At 45.1% G+C, this 25153-nt stretch carries 22 protein-coding genes; 8 read left to right on the plus strand and 14 right to left on the minus strand.

Features of this window, described 5'->3' with window-relative positions; genetic code table 11:
* Window positions 1-26 precede the first annotated feature (26 nt).
* Window positions 27-1034: a cytochrome d ubiquinol oxidase subunit II gene (cydB, locus tag R7127_RS14615; protein ID WP_033906439.1), complete on the plus strand. Its 1008-nt coding sequence runs from the start codon at window positions 27-29 to the stop codon at window positions 1032-1034.
* A 20-nt stretch (window positions 1035-1054) separates the two neighbouring features.
* The gene (locus R7127_RS14620; protein ID WP_017447407.1) at window positions 1055-1183 is read left to right on the plus strand and encodes a DUF2474 domain-containing protein; all 129 of its coding nucleotides are present in this window, start codon (window positions 1055-1057) and stop codon (window positions 1181-1183) included.
* Between the two features lie 133 nt (window positions 1184-1316).
* Here the strand turns inward: R7127_RS14620 and R7127_RS14625 are convergent, their stop codons facing one another.
* The 3 genes from R7127_RS14625 to R7127_RS14635 form a co-directional block, all read right to left on the minus strand.
* Window positions 1317-1823, minus strand: a complete 507-nt coding sequence (locus R7127_RS14625) for a hypothetical protein (protein ID WP_235213037.1) — start codon at window positions 1821-1823, stop codon at window positions 1317-1319.
* Window positions 1816-2541 carry a hexitol phosphatase HxpB gene (gene hxpB / locus R7127_RS14630; protein ID WP_033906436.1) on the minus strand — a complete coding sequence of 242 codons (726 nt, stop codon included), beginning with the start codon at window positions 2539-2541 and terminating at the stop codon, window positions 1816-1818. Before hxpB ends, R7127_RS14625 begins: the two co-directional genes overlap by 8 nt.
* 129 nt (window positions 2542-2670) lie before the next feature.
* A complete protein-coding gene (locus tag R7127_RS14635; protein WP_033906435.1) occupies window positions 2671-3552 on the minus strand; it encodes a LysR family transcriptional regulator in 882 nt (293 codons plus the stop codon).
* Window positions 3553-3649: 97 nt separating this feature from the next.
* Here R7127_RS14635 and budA point away from each other — a divergent pair, with 97 nt between their 5' ends.
* Genes budA through R7127_RS14650 form a run of 3 tightly spaced genes read left to right on the plus strand, consistent with a single transcriptional unit; the run spans window position 3650 to window position 6923 of the window.
* Entirely contained in the window at window positions 3650-4435 is a 786-nt protein-coding gene (budA, locus tag R7127_RS14640) for an acetolactate decarboxylase (protein ID WP_005382707.1), read from the plus strand.
* Window positions 4436-4464: 29 nt separating this feature from the next.
* Window positions 4465-6168, plus strand: a complete 1704-nt coding sequence (gene alsS / locus R7127_RS14645) for an acetolactate synthase AlsS (RefSeq protein ID WP_053349211.1) — start codon at window positions 4465-4467, stop codon at window positions 6166-6168.
* The gene (locus R7127_RS14650; RefSeq protein WP_033906433.1) at window positions 6165-6923 is read left to right on the plus strand and encodes an SDR family NAD(P)-dependent oxidoreductase; all 759 of its coding nucleotides are present in this window, start codon (window positions 6165-6167) and stop codon (window positions 6921-6923) included. Before alsS ends, R7127_RS14650 begins: the two co-directional genes overlap by 4 nt.
* Before the next feature lie 288 nt (window positions 6924-7211).
* Here the strand turns inward: R7127_RS14650 and R7127_RS14655 are convergent, their stop codons facing one another.
* The 9 genes from R7127_RS14655 to R7127_RS14695 form a co-directional block, all read right to left on the minus strand.
* Window positions 7212-7808, minus strand: a complete 597-nt coding sequence (locus R7127_RS14655; RefSeq protein ID WP_033906432.1) for a methyltransferase domain-containing protein — start codon at window positions 7806-7808, stop codon at window positions 7212-7214.
* 136 nt (window positions 7809-7944) lie between these two features.
* A complete protein-coding gene (locus tag R7127_RS14660) occupies window positions 7945-9147 on the minus strand; it encodes a phenylacetate--CoA ligase family protein (RefSeq protein WP_033906431.1) in 1203 nt (400 codons plus the stop codon).
* 9 nt (window positions 9148-9156) lie between these two features.
* Window positions 9157-9978, minus strand: coding sequence for an ABC transporter ATP-binding protein (locus R7127_RS14665; RefSeq protein WP_005373283.1), 822 nt, complete (start codon window positions 9976-9978; stop codon window positions 9157-9159).
* A gap of 80 nt (window positions 9979-10058) precedes the next feature.
* The gene (locus tag R7127_RS14670) at window positions 10059-11303 is read right to left on the minus strand and encodes an ABC transporter substrate-binding protein (RefSeq protein ID WP_033906430.1); all 1245 of its coding nucleotides are present in this window, start codon (window positions 11301-11303) and stop codon (window positions 10059-10061) included.
* A gap of 45 nt (window positions 11304-11348) precedes the next feature.
* The gene (locus tag R7127_RS14675; protein WP_005382737.1) at window positions 11349-12416 is read right to left on the minus strand and encodes a branched-chain amino acid ABC transporter permease; all 1068 of its coding nucleotides are present in this window, start codon (window positions 12414-12416) and stop codon (window positions 11349-11351) included.
* An 11-nt stretch (window positions 12417-12427) separates the two neighbouring features.
* Window positions 12428-13321, minus strand: coding sequence for a branched-chain amino acid ABC transporter permease (locus R7127_RS14680; protein ID WP_005373295.1), 894 nt, complete (start codon window positions 13319-13321; stop codon window positions 12428-12430).
* Window positions 13321-15273, minus strand: a complete 1953-nt coding sequence (locus R7127_RS14685; RefSeq protein WP_005373296.1) for a long-chain fatty acid--CoA ligase — start codon at window positions 15271-15273, stop codon at window positions 13321-13323. The genes R7127_RS14680 and R7127_RS14685 overlap by 1 nt, the downstream gene beginning before the upstream one ends.
* Entirely contained in the window at window positions 15273-16073 is an 801-nt protein-coding gene (locus R7127_RS14690) for an ABC transporter ATP-binding protein (protein ID WP_005373297.1), read from the minus strand. Before R7127_RS14690 ends, R7127_RS14685 begins: the two co-directional genes overlap by 1 nt.
* Before the next feature lie 241 nt (window positions 16074-16314).
* Entirely contained in the window at window positions 16315-17952 is a 1638-nt protein-coding gene (locus R7127_RS14695; RefSeq protein ID WP_033906429.1) for an electron transfer flavoprotein-ubiquinone oxidoreductase, read from the minus strand.
* A gap of 155 nt (window positions 17953-18107) precedes the next feature.
* On the opposite strand from R7127_RS14695, the gene R7127_RS14700 reads away from it, so the two are divergent.
* The 3 genes from R7127_RS14700 (at window position 18108) to R7127_RS14710 (ending at window position 21897) form a co-directional block, all read left to right on the plus strand.
* Window positions 18108-18860: an electron transfer flavoprotein subunit beta/FixA family protein gene (locus tag R7127_RS14700; protein WP_042523555.1), complete on the plus strand. Its 753-nt coding sequence runs from the start codon at window positions 18108-18110 to the stop codon at window positions 18858-18860.
* Window positions 18857-19783, plus strand: a complete 927-nt coding sequence (locus tag R7127_RS14705; protein WP_053349217.1) for an electron transfer flavoprotein subunit alpha/FixB family protein — start codon at window positions 18857-18859, stop codon at window positions 19781-19783. Before R7127_RS14700 ends, R7127_RS14705 begins: the two co-directional genes overlap by 4 nt.
* An 86-nt stretch (window positions 19784-19869) precedes the next feature.
* On the plus strand, window positions 19870-21897 hold the full coding sequence (locus R7127_RS14710) for an acetoacetate--CoA ligase (RefSeq protein ID WP_064376642.1): 2028 nt from the start codon (window positions 19870-19872) through the stop codon (window positions 21895-21897).
* A gap of 177 nt (window positions 21898-22074) precedes the next feature.
* Here the strand turns inward: R7127_RS14710 and R7127_RS14715 are convergent, their stop codons facing one another.
* Entirely contained in the window at window positions 22075-23625 is a 1551-nt protein-coding gene (locus R7127_RS14715) for an alpha-glucoside-specific PTS transporter subunit IIBC (protein WP_064376650.1), read from the minus strand.
* A gap of 55 nt (window positions 23626-23680) precedes the next feature.
* Window positions 23681-25009, minus strand: a complete 1329-nt coding sequence (locus R7127_RS14720; protein WP_005373308.1) for a 6-phospho-alpha-glucosidase — start codon at window positions 25007-25009, stop codon at window positions 23681-23683.
* Window positions 25010-25153: the final 144 nt, after the last annotated feature.

A 25153-nucleotide genomic window follows, 5' to 3' on the forward strand; every position in this document is an offset into this window, starting at 1 on the left:
TTTGTCACAAAGTTAAGGTAGAGAATATGCATTTTGATTTATCCGTTATTTGGTTCGCGATCATCGTTTTTGCCACTTTGATGTACATCATCATGGACGGCTTCGATTTGGGTATTGGAATACTGATGCCCTTCATCAAGGATGAAAAACAAAAAGACGTCATGGTCAACAGTGTCGCGCCAGTTTGGGACGGTAACGAAACTTGGATTGTGCTTGGAGGCGCATCTCTATTTGGCGCTTTTCCGATGGCTTACGCGGTGATTATTGAAGCGCTAACCATCCCTTTAACGTTGATGTTGATTGCTTTGATCTTTCGTGGAGTCGCATTTGAGTTTCGCTTTAAAGCATTGGAAAGCCACTTAAAGTTCTGGGATCGCTCTTTTATGGTCGGATCGATTTTAACCACGTTTTTCCAAGGCATCGTTGTTGGCGCGGTAATTCAAGGCTTTGCGGTGGAAAACCGCGTCTTCGTAGGTAGCCAACTAGACTGGCTTACCCCTTTTCCCATCTTTTGCGGTTTGGGTTTAGTCGCAACGTACGCGCTGCTCGGTAGCACATGGCTCATCATGAAGACGGAAGGTGCACTGCAAAACACGATGTACCGCTTCACTAATAAAACACTACTGGCGATGATCTCCGCATTAGTCATTGTGAGCGCTTGGACTCCACTTGCTTACCCTACCATTGCGGAAAGATGGTTTTCTCTGCCGAATTTGTTCTACTTACTGCCCGTACCAGTCATTACTGGACTGGTATGTTTGAAGATTGCTGACTCCGTTAAAAAGCGTAAAGAGCGCAGCCCTTTCGTGATGGCGCTAGTGATCGTGATTCTCGGGTTCGCAGGGCTTGGCATCAGTATCTGGCCAAATATCATTCCTCCTAGCATATCAATATGGGAAGCAGCGGCTCCTGCAAGCAGTCAGCGCTTTATGCTCGTTGGAGCGGTGATCATCATCCCGATCATTCTGGCTTACACCTTTTGGAGTTATTATGTCTTCTCTGGAAAAGTGAAAGAAGACGAAGCGTACCATTAACGAGTTGATAAGGAGTGAGTATGAAAGTCAAAAATTGGTGCCGCCAATGGGCGTGGATGGTTGGAATTTGGGTCGTTAGCGTCGCTGCATTAGGGTTAGTGTCTATGTTATTTCGCGTCATGATGACCGCTGCAGGGTTAAAATCTTAGCGCGGCATTTTTAAGTCAATAAAAAATGGATGCCTCTAGATCTTGTGTAAGAGCTAGAGGCGTTGAACCTAATACTCAATCTTAATGAAAAAGCCAAGCGTTAAGAATCTACTCAAAACATTCTTTCATAAGTCTACATTGCCTGAAGTCGTTCATGCATGCTTACGAGATCAAAAGGTTCAAGCTTTTTCGCAATGCTCAGTAATGCTTCCTTTTTATCTTGCGGTAAACTTTGAAACTTCGACTCTAAACGTAAATCCACTTTGCTAAAAAGTAGCTTTCTAATTTGACTAGCTTTTGCCTTTGATAATTGCAATCCATCATTATCGGAGGTTTCAATTATCATGATAATTCTTGCTAAATCACTGAATTCATTATCAGAGCATAAATAAAGTGATTGTTTGTATAAATAGCCAACCGAAATTTCAAAATCAATATTAAGCGCTTGAATCTTATCGACAATGTTTTCACTCACATCATTTTGAGAAGAAGAGTTGATACAATCATCAAATCGCCTTTCAAATGTAACAAATCGATTATTGAGCTCGTCCAACATAGTCGTATCTTTTGCGAATGATTCTATAGGTAAAACCAATAAGAACATTGGCAGTAGGTATTTTTTCAGCGACCGACTATTCACAATCAAGTCCTTCTTCTAAAAAACTTTCATGCGGTGTTGGTGCAATTGTTGCTTTCAAATTCAAGTCCATTAAACTCGCCAAATGGCTTTCATTAAACTCTGATAGCTTTTGCAGCTTTAGGCTGGCTTCATTAAACTCTTGGTAGAACTTATCAGGTTGAGGTATCACGACTGTTTTTATGTTTGCTCGTGTTGCCGCAAGCATACCCGAATAAGAGTCTTCAAAGGCAATACAGTTACTTGAATCTACACCTAGTTTATTGATTGTTAAAAGGTAGACATTTGGCTCTGGCTTACCCTGCTCTACATCGTCTGACGATGATATCGCGTCAAAGTAACTGGCAATACCGAGTTTGTTCAAAATGATGGGAATGAGTTGATAAGGTGAATTAGTAGACAACCCTATCTTAAACCCTTTTTCCTTAAGCAATTTGAGTGTTTCTGTAACACCCTCTAATTCGCATCCTTTTTCAATTATTAATGCCTCCACTTTATCCACAACAGCATTCTCTACTTCCTCTAGGCTCTTTTCTTGCCAAGGATTACGTTCATACCAAAACCTTGTTACTTCACCTGTCGTCATCGTTGCAGTCTGCTTTGACAGCACTTCGGTCACTTGGACACCAACTGATGAAAACACCTGCTTTTCCGCTTCCTTCCACAAAGGTTCTGAATCAATCAGCAACCCGTCCATATCAAAGACCGCAGCGTATATCATTGGTACATCCTCAGTAAGTTCTATTCGTTGAGTAAGATTTGTCTATTCAACCAAAGCATAGCTTTGCATATAACGAGTGAGAGTATCACATTTGCCTGTGGCTATCAGAGCCAATTCGATGACTCATCTTTAAGCCTCAACATGACCGATGTGCATGGCTACTTTTAGCGCTTGTTTATTGAGATTAGATGCTTCCCAAGCAACAACAACACGACTAATGAGAGGGATATCATCAATCTCAGCGACTGTCGCGGAATCATCGAGATGTTCAGCCAGTGAGCGCGGAACGAGAGCAATACCTAACCCGGCCTGCGCCATGGCAATCGTCGTACGAAGTTGCGGTGCTGCGAACTGTGGTTCGAGCCTTACTCCTGCGTCGGCAAAAAGTGTGCTCATGCCATCAAACAATGCGGGTCCAGTCTCTCGTGGAAACAGTAAAATTTTATGGCCTCTCAACTGTTTCATCTGGATACAGGGATATTTTGCCAGTTCGTGGCCCGCCGGAATCACTGCGACAAACGGGTCGTTAAACAACACCTTGTGCTCAAAAGGCTCACTGGCGTAACAGGGTAGCCGCATGATTGCGAGATCAAGTTGTTTGCTTTTTAACTGAGTGGCAAGCTCTGGCATTGATAGTTCCGCCGTCTGTAAATGAACCCCATTCTCTTGAATACGCCCAATCCTCTCCAATACCTTAATGCAGGTTGATGTTGACGTCGCGAACCCAATTTTAACCTGCGTATTTTCACCACGAGCAATCTGACGAGCTTTTGCTTTAGCGCGTTCCACATCAGCAAGAATATTTACCGCATCCGTATAAAAGACTTGCCCTGCACGGGTCAGCTCTACTCCTCTAGACAAGCGCTTAAATAAGTCCACGCCAAGCTCGTGCTCTAGCTTTTTGATTTGTTGACTCAAAGGAGGTTGCGCAATCCCTAACTGTTCAGCTGCTCGGGTAAAGTGACGAGTCTCGGCGACCGAGACAAAATACTTCAGGTAGCGAAATTCCATATATTTTCCATATCAAAATAAATCTTTTTTATATTGGATTTAGCACCGTGTAGAAGTCAATCTAAATATACTCTTCATTGCATAACTGGTCTTACTCATGCGTGGATTTTATAACCCTCTATGTGCTTGTTCGCTTGAAGTAGCGAAAGAATTTTCTGAATACCATCACGTTACCGGAGATGGTGAGATTTATCAGACTTCGTTAATGAGTGCTTTGATCGCTGGAGTTTACGAAGGTTCAACAACCATAGAAGAACTGCTGAAACATGGGGATTTTGGTTTAGGTACGTTCAATGAATTGGATGGTGAGTTGATTGCTTTTGATAAGGAAGTTTTTCAACTCAAGTCGGATGGCTCCGCAAACCCGGCAGACCTGGCGCAAAAAACGCCCTTTGCTGTCATGACTTTTTTTAAACCTGATATCGAGCTGCCACTGACATCGCGCATGTCACGTCATGAAGTCCATAACCTCATAGACGACATGGTTCCAAGCGATAACCTATTTTGCGCAGTGCGCATTGATGGCGTTTTCGATTCAGTTCGTACTCGTACCGTACCTAAACAAACACGCCCTTATCGGCCAATGCTTGAAGTGGTCAAAGAACAACCAACATTCCGCTTCACGCATAAGCAAGGCGTGGTCGCCGGCTTTCGCAGTCCTAAATACACGACTGGCATTAATGTGCCCGGCTATCACGAACACTTTATTACCGATGACCGCCAAGGAGGTGGTCATATCCAGGATTACAGCATTTCGTCAGGGTTCCTCCAGATTGGCAAAGTCTCGCGGCTAGTGATTGATACCCCGGTATCGACAGACTTCCTCAACGCCAATTTGGCTCCGGAAGATATAAATACCGCCATAGAAAAGGCGGAAAAGTAACAAAGTCAGGCAAATAATAAGGACAACAAATGCAATCCAAACCTTCAAATAAAAATGGAGCTCAGTTGATCGCTCAACAGCTAGAGTCTCTCGGCATTAAGTACATTTTCGGTATTCCCGGTGCAAAAATCGATCGACTGTTCGATGCGATTGAAGACACTAACATCCAAATGATTCCGGTACGCCACGAAGCTAACGGCGCATTTATGGCGGGCGTTATGGGAAGACTAACCGGCAAAGCAGGCGTCACCATGGTTACGTCAGGCCCTGGCTGTGGAAATCTAGTTACGGGGGTGGCAACAGCAAACTCCGAAGGCGATCCGCTGATTGCTATCGGTGGTGCGGTGAAACGAACTGACCAGCAAAAACAAACACACCAGAGCATGGATACCGTCAGTATTTTTCGCTCTATAACTAAGTTCAGTGCTGAAGTGCAGCATGTGGACGCCGCAAGCGAGATCATGGCGAACGCATTTCGTATCGCAGAGTCAGGTCGTCCTGGGGCTTGCTTTTTGAGTCTCCCCCAAGATGTTTTATCCGAGCAAACCCAAACGGACATTATTGTCCCCTCGCCTTACACACAGCCTGGTTGCGCTGACATCGCAGCAATCGAAGATGCGGTCAGTCGAATCAGTAAAGCAAAGCGCTGTGTGGTTTTACTTGGCCTTCACGCGAGCCGCAGTCAAAACGCTGCTGCTATCGCCCGATTTCTTCAAAATACGCAGCTACCCGTTGTCGGCACTTACCAGGCCGCCGGCACGGTAGATATCAATTACTATCATCACTTTGCTGGGCGTGTCGGTTTATTTAACAACCAACCCGGCGATGTTTTACTGCGTGATGCCGATTTAATTCTCACCATCGGCTTTAGCCCAATAGAGTATGACCCTGAGCTTTGGAACAGCCACCGCAACCCAGTGATTCACCTCGATATTGAACCGGCAGAATACCAACTTAATTATCAACCTTGTGTTGAAATCGTCGGAAACATTGCGCAGTCATTAGACAAGATGGGCAGCTATATCTCTGAATATGCTCGCCTTTCCCCAACGGCACTTTCAGTACTGGAAGAGGTAGCACTGCAACGGCAAGTGATCAAGACCTATCCCAATGTCTATCACAAGCAAGGGTTTCATCCACTGGCGCTAATTAAAGCCATGCAATCTATCATCACACCAGATACCACGCTATGCCTTGATATGGGGAGCTTCCACATCTGGATCGCTCGTTACTTAAGCTGTTTTCGAGCTCGCCAAATGCTGGTGTCTAACGGCCAACAAACGATGGGCGTTGCACTGCCATGGGCCATTGGTGCCAGCCTACTAAAACCTGGTAGCAAAGTGGTATCGATATCAGGAGACGGCGGTTTTATGCAATCGAGCATGGAGTTAGAAACCGCGGTTAGACTGAACTGCAATATCGTCCATATTGTGTGGGTTGATAACGCCTACAACATGGTAGAAATGCAAGAGATCAACAAATATCAGCGCTGCTCTGGTGTGAAATTTGGACCAATTGATTTCAAGGCGTACGCCGAATCATTTGGCGCGAAAGGCTTCGCAGTGACTAGTCAACACGAATTGCTACCGACATTGAATAAAGCCATGGATGTTGAAGGACCAGCAGTGGTGGCTATCCCCGTAGATTACAGCGACAACGACAAACTGATGTTGCCGCGCACAGAGAAAAATCAAGATCCCGTTTTTGTAAGTTTCGAAGGAGAAATCGCATGAGAGGATTAAAAAATAAAGTCGCACTCGTGACTGGCTCTGCCAATGGCATTGGTTTGGCCATCGCAAAACGTTTGTATGAAGAAGGCGCAAACGTCGCTCTTGCCGATTGGAATGAAGAGCAATTGGCAAACGCCGTTGAGGGCTTTGATAAACAGCGTGTGTCGGCACATTCCATTGATGTTTCTGATCCAGACAAAGTCGCAGCACTGATTTCTGATGTTGTTACCCGTTTCGGTAAACTGGATATTTTAGTAAACAATGCAGGCGTACATGTCCCTGGTACCGTGATTGAAGGTAGTGTGGAAGACTGGAAGAAGATCTCTGGTGTAAACATTGACGGCGTCGTTTATTGCGCGAAGTTTGCGTTACCTGAACTCTTAAAAACGAAAGGTTGTATGGTAAATACCGCGTCCGTTTCCGGTTTGGGTGGTGACTGGGGTGCCGCATTCTATTGCGCGAGTAAAGGCGCAGTGGTGAACCTTACCCGAGCGATGGCATTGGACCATGGTGCGGATGGGGTAAGAATTAACGCCGTATGCCCAAGCTTAGTAAAAACCAACATGACGAACGGCTGGCCGCAGGACATCCGCGATAAATTCAATGAGCGCATTGCGCTTGGCCGAGCAGCCGAACCTGAAGAAATTGCGTCTGTCGTGACTTTCTTGGCAAGTGATGACGCATCTTTCATTAATGGCGCAAACCTACCTGTAGACGGCGGTGCCACCGCATCAGATGGTCAACCTAAAATAGTATAAGCATGAAATAGACAGATCAGTAAGAGACGTTCTACTACCTTTCGGATCGATGCTGATCTGTCGCTTTACGCTCTGAGCACATAACCCGTGCCAGCAATAAACTCAACCACTCAACCGCTGTTAGAGATATCTCAACAACTTAAAACCAGCAACGAGAAATTAATTTTTCACACAAACCGACAAACTATGTGAGCATTCCATCAGGCATAGAGTGAAGACTTATATATCAGCGATTCACAAAGAACCAGAAAGTTTCCGCGAATACTTCTTCAAAAAGATTAAAAGCGACTAACACTTCTGCCACACCATCCATTGCTCTCTGCCTTTAAAAACCTCAACACTGTTTGCCACCACTGAGGACTTCACAAGTTCAAACGTGGGCTCTAGAAAAGCTGCCAACTCCCCACTTCGCAAACAAAATGGAGGGAAGCGTGATAGGTAATTATCATCAATGACGAAAAAACCAATTAGAAAACCTCCGCTTGGCAATAATTTATCCACCATCGAAAAGTATTCTGACCACATATCTCTCGGTAGTGCTGCGAGAAAGGCCCGCTCGTAAATGACATCAAACGAGTGAGAAAAATCGGCATTAAATACATCACCCAATACGACTTTATCTTTGTAGTTACCTAACGTTGATTGCGCCATTTTTACCGCTTCTTGGCTGTAATCCATCGCGATCACGTCATGCCCATATTGAATAAAAGTGCTCAGTTCATAAGCGGCACCACACCCAGGAATAAACACTGACTGGCCTACATGAAGTGAATTGTCGAGATAATCCTTGAGTTCTTGAGGTGTCGATTGGGCATCCCAAGGCATAGTGCCTCGGATAAACAAATCATCCCAGAATTGTGTGTTAATCATTGGTGCCTGTTTCATTTACCCGCTCCCTGATTGCGGTAGTAAAAAATAAAGGGATACGCAGCGCAATGTGATATCCCTTTTCTAGCCTTTTGTCTGACGTTGTTAGTTTTTTATGACAACCACTTTCTACTGCACTTATGCCACCAATGAGTTAACTGCGAAGATCATTGATTAACGGCTGCTCCGCTTGGTTCGGTACAAACTGGACATTGCCTTTCAGTTTAGTGACAGACTGGAGTGTTGCTTGAATGTCCTCTGCTGATACATGCACATCATGACAACAGAAAGTAATGGCATCGTTGAAGCCATCGCGCTCAATTTTCAAGGAGCCTTTAATATCGTGGCGACGACAGACTTCTTGGATCTGATGCGGATAAACAAACAGCCCTTTTACTTTCACCGCGGAGTCTGCTCGTCCCATCCAGCCCTTAATTCGTGCATTCGTGCGTGAAGAATCAGAACTTGTCTCTAGATATGCCGATAAATCTCCCGTTGCGTAGCGAATCAGCGGGAACTTCTCATCAAGCGAGGTTACAACGACTTCACCGACTTCTCCCGGTTGTACAGGAACACCATCAGGATCAACGATTTCAACAATAATATCTTCGGCAATCACTAATCCTTGTTCACCAGACACTTGATAAGCAATCAAACCAAGCTCTGCACTTGCGTAGGCTTGAAAGACTGCAATGCCTTTTTCCTCAAACATCTGTTCCATGTCTGCTGTAACCGCTTCACCAGAGACCAGAGCTTTCTCAAAGCTAGGCAGCTCATTGTATTTCTCTTGGTACTTTTGTAGCAACGTCAGCAAATACGAAGGTGTGCCAGTGTAACCATTAGGTTGAAGCTGTTTAATTGCCTCTATTTGCGCTTCGGTATTGCCTACTCCAGCCGGAAATACCGCACAGCCACAAGCCCTTGCGCCACCATCCATAATAAATCCGCCAGGAGAGAAATGGTAAGAGAGCGTGTTATGCACTAAATCACCCGCACAGAACCCAGCAGCGTGAAACGCGCGCCCCATACGCCAGAAATCGGCCTCATCCGTTTGAGCCTCATACAACGGCCCAGGAGATTGGAATACGCGCGCCATTTGACCAATGGCAACGCTATTTAAGCCACCAAACGGCGGTTTAAGTTGCTGCTGATTAGGTACATTGAACTTACGTGTAATCGGGAACTGAGCAAGCCCTTCACGATTGTTTGCCAATGTAGGATCTAACTCAGAAAAATGCGCTGCGTAATGTTCGCTATTGGCTTTCGAATTCTCAATCAGTGCTGGCAAACGTTGAAACAGCGACTCTTCTCGCGCCTGTAGAGACAACGATTCTTTCGCATCAAATAGTTCGTTCATCCTTGCTCCTTACAACCAACGCTTACGACGTTTGTAAGATTTCAGATTCTTAAAGCTCTTGCGATCTTCATCGCCGCCGCCAAGGTAGAATTCTTTTACGTCTTCATTGTTTAGCAATTCGTGCTTGCTGCCATCTAGTACGATTTTGCCTGATTCCATGATGTAACCGTAATCGGCCGCTTGAAGAGCGAAGTTGGCATTCTGTTCAACCAAAAGCATGGTAATGCCTTGCTCTTTGTTGATCTTGTTAATAATGCTGAATACTTCTTTAACTAGCAGCGGAGAAAGCCCCATAGACGGTTCGTCCAACAAAATCATCTTCGGTCGAGCCATTAACGCTCGGCCAATCGCTAACATTTGTTGCTCACCGCCAGACAAATAGCCCGCCAGGCCAGTGCGCTCTTTGAGTCGCGGGAAATAGTCAAACACCATTTCGATGTCTTGTTCAACTTCGTTGTCAGTGCGTGTATAAGCGCCTAAGCGAAGATTTTCTATTACCGTCATATCTTCAACAATTCGGCGCCCTTCCATAACTTGGAAGATGCCCGAACGGACGATCTCTTCCGGGCTTTTGTTGTCTATACGCTCGCCCATGAAGTTGATTTCGCCGCGCGTCACTTCACCATCTTCGGTTTTCAATAAACCAGAAATGGCTTTCAACGTTGTGGATTTACCCGCACCGTTGGCGCCCAGTAAGGTCACAATCTGCCCTTTTGGAACTTCTAAACTCACACCGCGAAGTACTAGTATTACTTCGTCGTAGACGACTTCAATGTTGTTCACTGAAAGCAGTATTTCTGCCGGTTCGATATTCGTTGCTAATTCAGCCATCAAGCTACTCCTTGCTAGGGTGAGAGTGTTCTCTCACCCATCCTTATTTTCAGTAAGCTTTGTTATTAATAAGTCGTAGATTAGTAACCTAGCCAATCGTCACGACGTGACAATGTCACCTGAGATACTTTCTTAATATCAACTGCGCCGCCATCGTTGTTGCCCATAAAGACGTTCACGGTTGTTGTGCCTCGGTGATCTTCCGGTTTCCAGTTCGCAGGGACACAAACACCTTCTAAGCCTTGTGGTACCCAGTTGTCATGGACATACATGCCCTTCTTGATGTTTTCACCTGTGATACCACCGTTGTCTTTCGCCCACTCCATTGCTTCTTTCATATAGAACGCAGAACAAATACCGCGAATGTAATGGTGAGTTCTGAATTCGCCCGGCTCTGATTCAGACTGCTTAGAAATCTCACGAACCAGCTTCATGCCCTCATTATCATCTCCCCAAAACGCCGTCATACCCGGGAAAACGTAATCTTTAAGGCCATCGCCTGCTGCTTCAAGCACTGGCTTGTCGCCGCCCCAAATGTTTGCCATGTACTGGAACTCTGTCCCAACCGTGTTACAAGACTTCACTAGTGAGATAACCGAGCTACCGATATTAGCAATGTAACCATAGTTGGTGCCTGACTCTTTCAGCGACAAACATTGCGCTTTGAAGTCCCCTGGTTTTAGTGACACAACGACTGGGTTTTGCACATCAAAACCAAGCTCTTTAGCGTACTCTGCACACGCTTCTTTTGGCGCATTCGGGAATGGATGGTTATCGCCAATGTGCGTAAATTTCGGCGCACCTTGATTGCCCTTAGATTCCCAATCTTCTTTCGCCCACTTAACTAGCGCACGGCACGCATCTGAGTACGACGCACCATAAAAGAAATTATAAGGCGCTGGTTTCGCGGTTTTTGGGTTTTTGCCAGTTGGGTCAGTTAAGTGACCAGAGTAAGAAGCAGAGAACACCGGCACTTTGTCTTTGGTGACAAACGAAATAAGTGCTTCGGTATCCGCCGTACCCCAACCTTGCAGCGCAACCATGTCTTTACGCGCCACCCAACGTTTATAGTTAGAAATCGCCACTGGTACTTTGTACGCCATGTCTACTGTTTCAAATTCGAGCTCGGTACCGTTAATGCCACCGTTTTGGTTAATCCAACGCAATGCGTCTCGCACGCCAGAACCATAAGGCTTGCTCACATAGGCAGTTGGTCCAGAAAAGTCGACTAATTGCCCGACAAACACAGAATCTTTTGCCCAAGTTGTGGTAGTAAACAGTGCAGATGACAGCACCAACGTTGTCGCTAAATGTCCTTTGTTCATAACTCGTTGTCCTTGTTATTGAGGTATATTCCACTTAATTCCACGTTAATATGAGAACGGATAGTGTTTCCAATATGCTCGAATCTGTTGCCAGCGATGCGATAATCCTTGAGGTTCGAAAATGAGGAACAGCATGATGACTAAACCAATCGCCATTTCTTTGAAGTAAGCCAGACCATCAGTGAAAGCGGTGGTATCACCAAACGCTGAAAGCCCCGTTACGCCAAACTCTAAAACTTCAGGCAGCAGTACGATAAATATCGTCCCCATCAGCGTACCTTTGACTGAGCCTAAGCCACCAATGATGATCATTGCCAAGAACTGGATAGACATCATGATGGTGAAGCCTTCTGCTGATACAAACCCTAGATAATGTCCGTAGAGTGCGCCCCCGATGCCAGCATAGAATGCACACACTCCAAATGAGAGCAGACGATACTTAGTTAGGTTGATGCCCATGATCTCTGCTGACAGATAGTGATCTCGTACTGAGACAAACGCGCGACCGTCACGAGAACGGATTAAGTTTGATGCCCACATATACATGAAGATCAGCGCAAACAGAGCGATATAGAAAAAGCTTTCGTCAGTCGTAAACTCAAAGCCAAACAAATTAATTGGGTTCGCGCTAGCACCGTATGAGCCGCCACTGAACCAATCTGCGCGAGCAAAGAAGTCCTCTAGAATAAACTGCGCCGCCAACGTTGCGATAGCTAGGTATAAACCTTTAATTCGAGCCGCTGGCAGACCAAACAGCATCCCCACAATCATGGTTAAGTAACCCGCGAGCGGAATCGCAAACACGACTGGAATGTTAAACTGGTTATTTAACCAAGCCGATGCAAAGGCGCCAAAGCCAAAGAACGCACCGTGACCTAGCGAGATTTGTCCGGTAAAACCAACCAGAATGTTTAAGCCCAATGCCGCGATACCGAGGTATGCAATCTGAATAAACAGGTTTAGGAAGTAAATATCCAAGACCAGCGGTGCTGCCAGCATGGCGATGACACCAGCAATCGCAAGGCTTCTGATGGTTTTGGTTTCAAAAATTGGCGTATCGCTTTTGTATGTGGTTCGAAAATCCCCACATGGGCGCATGCTAAGTTGAGCCATGTTATTTCTCCTTAAATACGCTCAATATCTTTGGTACCAAACAGGCCATATGGCTTGAAGGCAAGAATGATTAACAGCACATAGAATGGTGCGATGTTGTACAGGTTACCCACTTGCAGGTATTGGCTATCAAAAAACTCAGCCAAGTTTTCTAGCACCCCGATGGTGATACCACCGACAATTGCGCCGACTACCGAATCTAAGCCACCTAAAATAACGGCTGGGAAAACTTTGATACCAATAATGGATAGCGCGTCAGATACGCCGTTAACGATACCGATAACAATCCCTGCTGTTGCAGATACCATTGCCGAAATGGCCCAACTGATGGCGAACACTTTCTTGATGGAAATGCCAAGACTCTGGGCTACTTGCTGGTTAAATGCCGTTGCGCGCATTGCCAGACCCATTTTGCTGAATTTGAAGAACCAGTAAAACGCGCCCATGATGAGCATTGAGAAGATCAAACTCAGAATGTAAGCAAACTCAACATTCAAACCTCCGATATTCACCACGTTGGTTTCAAACACTTGCGGGTACGACACAGCAGAGACGCCAAATATCCACTTCATCAGCGCTTGGAAAAACATCGATAGACCGATGGTCACCATGATCACAGAAATAATCGGTTCACCAATCAACGGTCTGAGCACAATGGTTTGCACGGCGATACCAAAAATCATCATGAACGCGAGCGTGAGTAAAAAGCCAATAAAGAACGGTAACTGTAGGTGCACCAATGCCGCCCAACATACCCACGCGCCAATCAACAAGAACTCACCCTGAGCAAAATTGACCACCTGGGTCGATTTGTAAATCAATACAAAGCACATGGCGACAACGCCATACAACATGCCAACGATCACGCCATTAATGACGAGTTGCAGTAATAAATCCGTATTCACTATGCGATCCTCCGTTGTTCGCTATCCACTAGTGTTGGCTCATGCTCAATAAGCGTTTCAATAACTAGCGACGTTTGAATGCGTGTTTTAGTGCCATCTTGATAAGTGATCACTGTATCGACATCGACTTTTGGATCGTCGCTGTAGATGGTTTCGATGATGTCTCCGTATTTCTCTGCAACCACACCACGACGCACTTTACGCGTACGAGTTAACTCGCCATCGTCGGCATCCAGCTCTTTGTAAAGTAGAATGAATTTGCTGATCTTCTGTGCATCCGGTAGGGATTCGTTCACTTTTTGAACTTCTTCACGAATCGCTTGGTACACTTCTGGTTGAGCAGATAAGTTGGTGTAGTTGGTAAATGCCAAGCCGCGTTGCTCTGCCCACTTCGCGACGATCGCATAGCGAATACAGATGATGGCAGACAGCCAAGGTCGACCTTTACCTACCACCACGGCTTCTGCAATAAACGGCGAGAACTTGAGTTTGTTTTCAATGAACTGCGGAGAGTAGCGGTCGCCGTGGCTGGTTTCCGACATATCTTTCAGACGATCAATCACCACCAAGTGACCGGAATCTTTAAAATAGCCCGCATCGCCTGTGTGCATCCAACCATCTTGAACATCTTCATCATATGCTGCTTGGTTGTTTAAGTAGCCAGTAAACATGCCTGTACTTTTCGCGATGATTTCACCAACGCCATTGCTGTCTGGGTTGATGACTTTCACTTCTGCATTATCAAACGCAACGCCAACCGAATCATAGTCCACGTCATCGGCTTGGTGGACGGTGTACGCACCACACATTTCGGTTTGACCGTAAAGCTGCTTGAGTGGTACACCGATCGCTTGCAAGTAACGGAAAGTGTCAGGCCCCATCGCCGCGCCGCCCGTTGCAGCAGATGTTAGGTTCGAAAAGCCTAAACGGTCTCGCAAAGCACGCAAAAGAATCCATTCGGCGAGTTTAGAACGTTTGCCCTGCTCTAACGCTTTGTTGGCTAAGCTCATGCCCAGTTTGTACATCTTTTGCTTAAACGGTGTCGAATCCATCATTCGTGCAGACACGTCTGCCACAATGTTTTCCCACACTCGCGGCGCTAACAGCACAAAGTTTGGACCGATTTCACGCAAGTCGGACATCATGGTTTCTTGTTCTTCCACAAAGTTAACGATTTGACGAGAAATCAACGCCTGACCAACCACGTAAACCTGCTCCATAATCCAAGGCAAAGGCAGAACAGAAACGTAGTTGTCGCCTGGGGAACGAGGGTCTGCACGCAAGTAAGCCGCACAGTGATCCAAGAACGTGCCACTGTGTAGCTGAGCCAATTTTGGTTTAGAAGTCGTACCCGACGTTGTACAAAGAATTGAAAGATCGCTGCCTTTGGTTTCAACAACCATATTGAGATATTTGTCTGGGTCCGCTTTATCAATCAGCTGACCTTTTTTGTAGACCTGTTCAACATCAATCAATCTTGGATCATCGTATTTACGCATTCCACGAGGATCGCAGTAAATAATGTATTCAACGCTAGGAATTTCATCACCAAGCTCAAGCAGCTTGTCGCATTGCTCTTCATCTTCGGCAATCACGACTTTTGCTTTGGCATAGTTGATAAGGTACGCCACCTCTTCGTGCATAGAATCTTGATAGATGCCCAGCGAGAAACCTTTGATCGCATGTGCCGCTAACTCGCCCCATACCCATTCCGGGCGGTTATCACCTAGCAAACCAACGACATCTTGCTCACCAATACCCAAATCTCGTAGTGCCAGTGCCATCCACTTGACGCGGTTTTCATAATCTTTCCAAGTGAACTCTCGCCATATACCAAACTCCTTTTCACGCATTGCGACTTGTTCGGGCCAGTTCTTGGCATTGTGTTGCAACACTTTTGGAAAGGTATCTAAGCGGGTTATATCTGCCCAATCATTATGTTGCTGTGCCATTATGCACTCTCCTCTAATGTCGGTAACTCTTCGCCTAAGTACGCTTGTTTCACATGTGGGTTGGCCATCACTTCTTCAGGCTCACCCGTAGCAATGTGTTTACCGAAATCCAAAACCAAAACGCGATTAGAGATGTCCATGACCACGCCCATGTCGTGCTCAATCATGATGATCGTGATATCTAATTCTTCATTCAGATCCATGATGTAACGTGCCATGTCTTCCTTTTCTTCCAAGTTCATACCTGCCATTGGTTCATCAAGCAGCAGTAACTTAGGTTTTAAGGCAATGGCACGAGCAAGCTCTACACGCTTACGTAAGCCGTAAGATAGCGTGCCTGCAGTCGCTTTTCGGATGTGCTGGATTTCTAGAAAATCGATCACGTCTTCCACATATTTGCGGTGCGCCATCTCTTCTTTCTGCGCATTGGAGAACCAATAGAGTGGCCCCGTGACGAAGTTATTTTTCAGTAGGTGGTGTCGGCCAACCATGATGTTGTCCAGTACCGACATATGAGAAAAGAGCGCTAAGTTTTGGAAGGTTCTTCCCAGCCCTAACTCAGCTCGTTGGCTTGGTGTACGTTTAGTTACGTCATCTCCAGCGAAGATTACAGAGCCTTTGTTTGGTGTGTATCGACCAGAGATGCAATTGAGCATTGAGGTTTTACCTGCACCGTTTGGACCAATGATTGAAAAAATTTCCTTTTCATTCACATGGAAGCTCACGTCAGTTAAAGCTTTCACCCCACCAAAAGCCAATGAAATATCGTTTACCTGCAACAGAGGCGATTCCGATACCATAGTTGATCTCCCTTTCGTTATTTAAGTGCGTTCCATTGAGCACTATTTGATCAAACCTAACTTTGATACTGGTAACCGCTTTTACACCTATGCATCAACTTTGTATTCAGTTTACGTAAACGTCAATTTAAAATCAGAATAGTGCCTGAAAGATTAAGTTGCAATCGAGTTCATCGAGAAAGATTTGAACTAACGCAAACTTTAAGTAAATAAATTGTTAATAAAAATTATTCTCAAACGCTTACATATTTGGATAGTTAGGACCACCACCACCTTCTGGCGGAGTCCAGGTAATATTTTGACTTGGATCTTTGATGTCGCACGTCTTACAGTGGATACAGTTGGCCGCATTTATTTGCAGCTCTGGCTGCTGCTCCCCCTGTACGATTTCATACACGCCAGCCGGACAATAGCGCTGTGCTGGCTCTGCATATAATTCAAGGTTCTGCTCAATAGGGATCCGCTGGTTCTCCAGTCGTAAGTGGCATGGTTGATCTTCCTCATGGAAGATATTGGATAGATAAACGGAAGAGAGGCGATCGAAACTTAACACGCCATCAGGCTTCGGATAGACAATTTCATTGCTGTTTTCCGCCAATAACAGAGACTGATGATCAGGCTTATCACAGCGGATATGCCACTTAGCTTTACCTTTTAACACGTTATGTTCCAGCAGCGCTAAACCACCGCCCAGCCACGATCCAAAGCGGTGGATTCCACTTGAGAAGTTACGTGCTTGATAAAGCTCTTCATACAGCCAAGACTGTTTGAAATGCTTTTGATAATCAGCAGTAACTGACTGACTCTCAAGGGCTTCACATACTGCTTCAGCGGCAAGCATTCCAGATTTTATTGCGGTGTGTGTGCCTTTGATTTTAGCGCCGTTAAGTGTTCCTGCATCACAGCCAATTAACAAGCCACCAGCAAACTGCTGCGTGGGAAGCGAATGAAAGCCGCCCTTGGTAATCGCTCTCGCGCCATAGCTAATACGCTTCCCATTTTTGAGGTATTGCTCAATCAACGGGTGGTGTTTAAAACGTTGAAACTCATCAAATGGACTCAAGTGCGGATTCTTATAATTCAAGTCAACAATCAACCCGACGGCAACTTGGTTTCCCTCTAAATGGTAGAGATAACTGCCACCTGTAGCTTCATTTGATAACGGCCAACCTAATCCGTGCACTACTAAACCTTGCTGATGCTGCTCTGATGGGATTTCCCACAGCTCTTTAAAACCGATAGCGTAGTGTTGAGGCGTTTTCTCTTCAGCAAGATTAAATCGGTTAATCAACTGCTTACCAATATGCCCCCGTGCGCCTTCAGCAAATAAAGTAAACTTCGCTCGCAGTTCAATACCAGGTTCGAAATTTTCTTTTTGTTCACCATTTTTATCTAATCCCATATCGCCCGTGATCACGCCACAAACACGACTATCTTCATCGATGATCGCTTGACTGGCGGTAAAACCTGGGTAGACCTCCACCCCCAAGTTCTCAGCCTGCAACGCCATCCATCGGCATAGACTGCCCAAACTTATGATGTAATTACCTTTGTTATGTAACGTATTAGGCACCGCCCAAGAAGGCAGTTCATGACCATTGATGTCATTGCCTAGATAGTAGGTTTTATCTTGGTTTACTTTGGTATTGAGCGGAGCGCCTTTCTCTTCCCAGTCGGGAAAAAGCTCATCCAAACTCCGCGTTTCAAACACCGCACCCGATAAAATATGCGCTCCAACTTCAGAACCTTTTTCTACCACGCAAACAGAGAGGTCTTGTTTTTTTTCTGCTGCTAATTGTTTGATTCGGCATGCCGCAGACAAACCTGCGGGACCAGCGCCTACAATCAGAACATCAAATTCCATGCAGTCTCTTTCCATGATTGCATTCCTTTTTCTTTGCATGTTGCCAACTTGTTAATCAACAATATATTTAAAGTTGACGCAAACGTAAAGGTAAATTAACATCATTTTAAAGACGTCATCACATCGTCTTCACTGTAAACACATAGTCTTCACTGTAAAAGGAATCTAACGTGAAAATACTAGTGCCAATCAAAAGGGTCATTGATCCCTACGTTAAAGTTCGCGTGAAAGCGGACCATAGCGATGTTGAAACCAATAACGTCAAGATGACGATTAATCCATTTTGCGAAATAGCCGTTGAAGAAGCCGTACGACTAAAGGAGCAAGGTATTGCAGATGAAGTCATCGTTGTCAGTGCTGGCGGTAGCCAGTGTCAGGAGCAACTACGTACCGCGCTTGCATTAGGCGCCGATCGCGCTATTCATGTCGATACTGAAGACAAAATAGAGCCATTAGTTGTTGCTAAGCTGCTCAAAGCTCTAGTTGAGCAAGAACAAGCACAGCTTGTGATTACGGGTAAACAATCCATTGATACGGACAACAACCAAGTGGCTCAGATGCTGGCCGCCCTACTTGACTGGCCTCAAGCAACTTTCGCTTCCGACGTGAAGATTGAAGATCAAAAAGTTCAGGTCGTGAGAGAAGTGGACGGCGGCTTGATGACGGTCGCGATGAACTTACCTGCGGTGATCAGTACTGACTTACGCCTGAATGAACCGCGTTTTGCCTCTTTGCCTAATATCATGAAAGCTAAGCGCAAGCCGTTAGATACCATCACACCTGACAGTCTGGGTGTTGAAGTGGTATTTAGCCAAACCATTCAAGAAATCACACCGCCAGCGCAAAGAAAAGGTGGCATCAAGGTTGAATCTGTCTCAGAGCTTCTCGATAAGCTGCGTAACGAAGCGAAGGTGATTTCATGAAGAACTTAATCATAGCAGAGCATGACAATAACCAATTGCATGCGGACACACTCAAAGTGGTTAATGCAGCAAAACAAGTCAGCCAAGACAATGTTTTGATCGTAGTGGGCCACCAGTGTGAAGAAGTCGCTCAGCAAGCTTGTCGCGTTGATGGTATATCAAACGTAATTTGTGTCGATGATGAGCAACTTAAGCATCAATTTGCCGAGAGTATCGCACCTATTGTAGTGAGTATTGCTGAAGGTTTTGACGCAATCTGGGCTAGCTCATCATCAAAAGGGAAAGACCTTGCACCTCGAGTAGCAGCGAAGTTCGGCGTTGGGCAAATTTCCGATATTGTCCAAGTTATCGATGAAAACACTTTTATCCGCCCTATTTACGCAGGAAACGCATTTGCCAAAGTGACCACCAGCGACAAGGTTCGCGTCATCACCGTGCGCGCGTCTGCGTTTGAGCCGGTTACTTGTCGCAACCAAGCTGATATTAAGCATCAGCAGGTCACTATCTCAGCTCCAATGGTTGAATTGGTTTCTGTCGATAAAACCGTGTCAGAACGTCCTGAATTAAGCGCGGCAGAGGTGGTTGTGTCAGGTGGACGCGGGGTCGGTAGCAAAGAGAACTTCGCGTTGATCGAACAAGTGGCCGATAAACTAGGTGCTGCCATTGGCGCTTCTCGCGCGGCGGTTGATGCCGGGTTTGTTGCCAACGACTTACAAGTGGGTCAAACCGGTAAAATCGTTGCACCTAAGCTTTATATAGCGGTTGGGATTTCCGGTGCCATCCAGCATCTTGCAGGAATGAAGGAATCCAAAGTGATTGTCGCGATCAACAAAGATCCAGAATCTCCTATCTTTGAAGTTGCCGACTATGGATTGGTTGGTGATTTATTTGAGGTACTACCTCAGCTTGCCGAACAACTTTAAACGATCAGATAAGGGGCGAACACTGCTATGTTCGCCCCTTTATTTTGTTTTGGTCATATTCAAAAGAATTGAAATTAGAGGGACCTATGCCAAATTCTACACCTATTTGGTCACCATCTGCTGAGCGCGTCAGCAATAGCAACTTATTACGGTTCATTGAAAAGGTTAATAAAGACAAAGCCGAAGGTGCCGTAATCAACAATTACCCGTCTCTACACCATTGGTCCATTGAGCACAATGATGAATTTTGGCGACATACTTGGCAGTTTTGCAACGTAATCGGAGATATGGGTTCGCAAATCAAGAGCCTTGGCAGTCCCAAATGGACACAAACAGGTTCTAGTCATCACCATGTAAATAGAGACACAGTATGGTTTGCTGACGCCACGCTGAACTACGCAGAGAACCTCCTATCTCAGGCTGAACAAGCACCAGAGCGTGAGTTTATTGTTTTTAGCAATGAAAGCGGTGAACACCGACAACTCACCGGTAAACAGTTGCTTGAACAAGTTTCCGCCATTCAACAATGGCTACTCAATTGTGGTGTCGGTAAAGGCGATGTCGTTGCGGGTTATTTGCCCTACCTTCCTGAAACCGTTATTGCCATGCTGGCCACCACCAGTCTTGGTGCCATTTGGACTTCAACCTCTCCTGATTTTGGTATCGATAGTGTCGTAGAGCGTTTTGGTCAGGTCAAGCCGAAAGTTCTTTTTTGCTGTGATGGCTACCAGTTCGGAGGCAAAGCTTTCGATATGACGGACAAGAACACCACTCTTAGTAGTAAGTTAAGCAGTGCCTCCGAAGAGACTACTATTAGCGTATGCCAAATCGAATATTTACAAAACGCTGAAAGTGCTAGCACTTCTGAGTTTGTTTCTTGGTCCGATATTACTCACGACTTTTCTCCACAATCAATTCAATATCAATCAGTACTGTTTAATGACCCGTTATTCATTTTGTATTCTTCTGGTACAACAGGTCAACCTAAGTGTATTGTCCATTCCGCAGGCGGTACCTTGCTCAATCACCTCAAAGAACATCAACTGCATTGCGACATCAAATCGCAAGACAAGGTTTTTTACTACACAACATGTGGTTGGATGATGTGGAACTGGCATGTTTCCGCTCTTGCGAGTGGTGCAGCCTTAGTGATTTACGACGGTAGTCCGGTTTACCCTGATCACTCCGTCTTATGGCGATTAGCTGAAGAACATAACGTGTCGCTGTTTGGTACTTCAGCGAAATACTTAGAGGCACTGGAGCAGGCGAACTGCTCTCCAAAACTAGAACATAACCTGAAGTCACTCAAAACTCTGTGCTCAACTGGTTCGGTGCTTTACCCAGAACAATTTAATTATGTCTATCAGCACATCAAGCAGGACTTGCATCTCGCTTCTATCGCTGGCGGCACGGATATTTGCGGATGCTTTGTACTTGGAAACCCTATTTCACCAGTTTACAAAGGTGAATGCCAAGGCGCAGGGCTGGGAATCGACGCACGTGTTCTAGAGGATGGTGGACATACTATTACGCAAAAACGCGGCGAACTGACTTGCAATAACTCGCTACCTAACTTCCCTATTGGCTTCTGGAACGACAACGGCGAACGTTATCACAACGCTTATTGGAGCAAGTTTACCGATATCTGGCACCATGGCGACGATGTGATGCAAACCGAACATGGCGGCTTTATTTTTTATGGCCGTAGTGACGCAACCTTAAATCCAGGCGGCGTACGAATCGGTACCGCTGAAATCTACCAACAAGTGAACGTGCTACCCGAGGTTGAAGACTCCATCGCTGTCGGCAAGTTAAACCAGCAGTCTGAAGAAATCTGGTTACTAGTAAAACTCGCTCACAACGTCGAGTTAACCCAACAACTCACCGATTCAATTCGCCAAACATTGAAAACAAAATGTTCACCACGCCATGTCCCACGACAAATTTTTGCTATCAGTGATATTCCTAAAACGCGCTCAGGCAAATTGGTTGAGCTAGCAGTGAAACAATTGGTAAACGGACAAGCTGTAAAAAACATTGGTGCTATTGCTAACCCAGAAGTGCTGGAAGAAATTAAAACGCTTTTCAACATAGAAGGCGCCACCGTCACTTAGAGACCCAACAAGTCTTCCCACAATACAGACGGGTATAACCTAACTATATTTTAGCTCGCTCGATAACTCCTCCCCACTTTCGTGGAAACTGAGCGAAATATGCTTCATGTACACAAAAAAGGTGAGATAATTCTATCTCACCTTTGAGCCATATGAGCTGGAGCATTAGTTTGGGGGTTAAGCTTTTATCAGTTGGCTCATATCTTCGCGAACTTGTGGCACCGTTAAACCAACGATGATTTGAAGGCTCTCTTGATTTCTAACAATATTCACCGCTCCGTGCTGTGTGAAAAATGCGTTCTCCTTTACTAGAGAGACATCTTTAACTTTAACACGCAGACGCGTCGCGCAATTAGTTAACAAGTCAATGTTTTCTTTTCCACCCAAACCTTCAATAAAGGCACTAGCTTGTGACGGACTTGCGCTACTGTTATGGACCTCTTTCGCTTCTTTGTAGTCAGCTTTGGAATACAACTTACTATCTGCACCTTCACGTCCCGGAGTAAGTATGTTGTATTTTAAAATAAGCGCGCGAAACGTAACAAAGTAAACACCAGTAAACATGAGACCAATAATAATCTGAATCACGTATGTTCCTGCATGGTTACCAGCCAAAGGCAACCAGTTTTGGAAAATGAAGTCTATCAAGCCAGTCTGAAAGTTACCGGAAACACCAAACATAAAGGCGATCGTTGCCATTGTCGCAGATAACAACGCATGCAAAGCAAACAGCGCAGGTGCGATAAATAAGAATGTAAACTCTATTGGTTCGGTGATCCCTGTAAGAATTGCTGTGATTGCGGCTCCGAGCACTAACCCCATCACCATCTTTTTATTTTCTTTTTTCGCAACTGAATAGAGTGCTAGTGCGATACCCGTACAACCAAACACTTTACCCATTCCCGTCAACATCAAACCACCCTGAGGAAATTGTGTCGTTAAACTTTCCGAGCTCTGGGCGAATGTCTGTATATTTTGAATCCAATAGGCAACCGTCCCGCCATCGACTGCAACTGGCCCATAAAAAACGGGACCATATACGAAATGATGCAATCCCGTTGGTATCATGATTCGCTCTAAAAACGTAAATAGCCATACCCCTAACGATCCAGCAGAAACCAAAAATGATTGCAGATTGTTAATACCATGCTGAATACTTGGCCAAGTCAAACAAGTTAGAATTGCCATCACGACCATAATGGGGAAACTAATGATCACAACCAATGGCGTTCCGCCAAATACAGCCGCCCAATCCGGTAGCTTTTTATCAAAGAATCGGTTGTGAACCCAAACAGAGAGACTTGCAATTAAAATGGCACCTAGCAAGTTGGTATCAAGCGTTAGAATGCCACCAACTTCAGTCAAACCTCGCTCACCTTCCGTATAGTTAACGCCCAGTTCTGGCCCCCAAAATTGAAGGATTCCACCAATAACGTAGTTATACGTAATGTAGGAAACAAGTGTTGCAAGTACAGCGCGACCAGATGCTTTTTTAGCTAAAGCGATAGGTAACCCAACGGCAAAAATAAGTGCCATATTTTTAAATACAGCGAGAGATGCCTGTAAAATGATCGTCGAGACTTTAACCCAAGCACTCCCCTCTAGTGCCCAAGGGAACACTTCTTGATTTAACAGCACAACAGAGAAACCCAATAACATGCCCGCTGCTGGAAATAATAGAACGGGTACAAACATCGCGGCCCCGAACCTTTGAATAATGTCTTTCATATAAACCTCTTGTTTCATTCACGGAGCCTACAAGTAGGCCCCGAACGTCCAGTTGTTATTGAAAAAATTGAGGAAGGTAGGCTTTATTTTCTTCTAGTAATTGTTTTGTTATTTCTTTAGCTTTTGGCACATTAACCACGGTACGGTTAAGTGTGAGTGCATTAATCAGCTTTTGCTGACTTCCTTCGTACCAAGCATCCACGACTAATTTCTCGTAACCAAGTTGGCTCTCAATCATGGCTTTTTGGAAGGTTGGGATTTTTCCTACAGTAAAAGCTTTCGGTCCATCACTAGTTAGCGCAGCTGGAACTTCTACCATGGCGTCATTTTGTAAATTTGTAATAGCACCATTATTCGGTACGATGACGAGATATACATCGCTCAAATTGTAGGCTAGCGAAGCCGCGACTCTCACCATGTATCGACCATGGATATCGGCATGCAGTGTTTCGTGCTTCGTGGTGCCCGCTTCAATTATTCTTGCGTTCAATTCGAACACTCGTTTCTCACGGCCGTTAATTACCTGCCTTGCGCGAGTATTATTGATATCCTCTTTCGCCACCATTTTTTCAGGGTACAAATAGTATTGAAGATACGTATTCGGCAAAAACTCTGGATTATCAGCAAGCATTGTTCTCATGTTTTTGAATGTGGCTTGCCACGATGGGTCATCCGCTATTTCCGCATCAACCGCACTGATCCCTTCTTTTAGGATGATATTTTTAATTTTGTCCGTTAAGTCTTCACCCTGTTTGTTACGAATTTTGGTAAACCAGCCATAGTGATTAAGCCCAAAATATTCAGGAACGAAGTCCCAAATTTCACATCCTAACAATTGCGCATAGCTGACCATAATCGCTGCTGGCATATCACAGATATTTAGAATTCGCTTATCATGCGGAAATTCACGATTTAAAGCTTCAGCGACAATTGCCGCCGGGTTGGTGTAATTAAGAATCCACGCATCTGGACACGTTTGTCGGATCTCATTCACTAGCTGGATCATGTCGCCGATAGAGCGAAGTCCATATGCCATTCCTCCCGCGCCACATGTCTCTTGCCCAACACAAGAGTTGGATAGCGGGATTTGTTCATCGCGCTCGCGCATGGCCAACCCACCAGTGCGGATCTGGATAAAGAAAAAGTCCGAATCTGCGAATGCGACAGATTTATCCGTTGTATAAACAAACTCTTCAACTTCTGGATAGTGTTCTCGCAATAGAATTTCAGTAGCTAATGCATTCGATTCTTGGCGTTTCTCATCTATGTCGTAAAACACGACTTTTGCGAGTGGAAAGTTATCTTTTTCGGCAATAAGGCTGTTCATCATACCAAGTGTGTATGTACTGCCAGCACCAACAATCGTTAATTTTTGACGTTTCATTTCGCTACCTCAAATGTTTATCCTGAAAATGTATAAAATAAGTATTAATACTTTTATGATACATTTAAAGTGTAAGCACAAAGATACGAGATAAAAATCACACAAAGATCCTAAGGAAAAGTATTAACTACATCTCAGATCACA

It is taken from the genome of Vibrio sp. 1159 (assembly GCF_033340395.1).
Taxonomy (GTDB): Bacteria; Pseudomonadota; Gammaproteobacteria; order Enterobacterales; family Vibrionaceae; genus Vibrio; species Vibrio alginolyticus.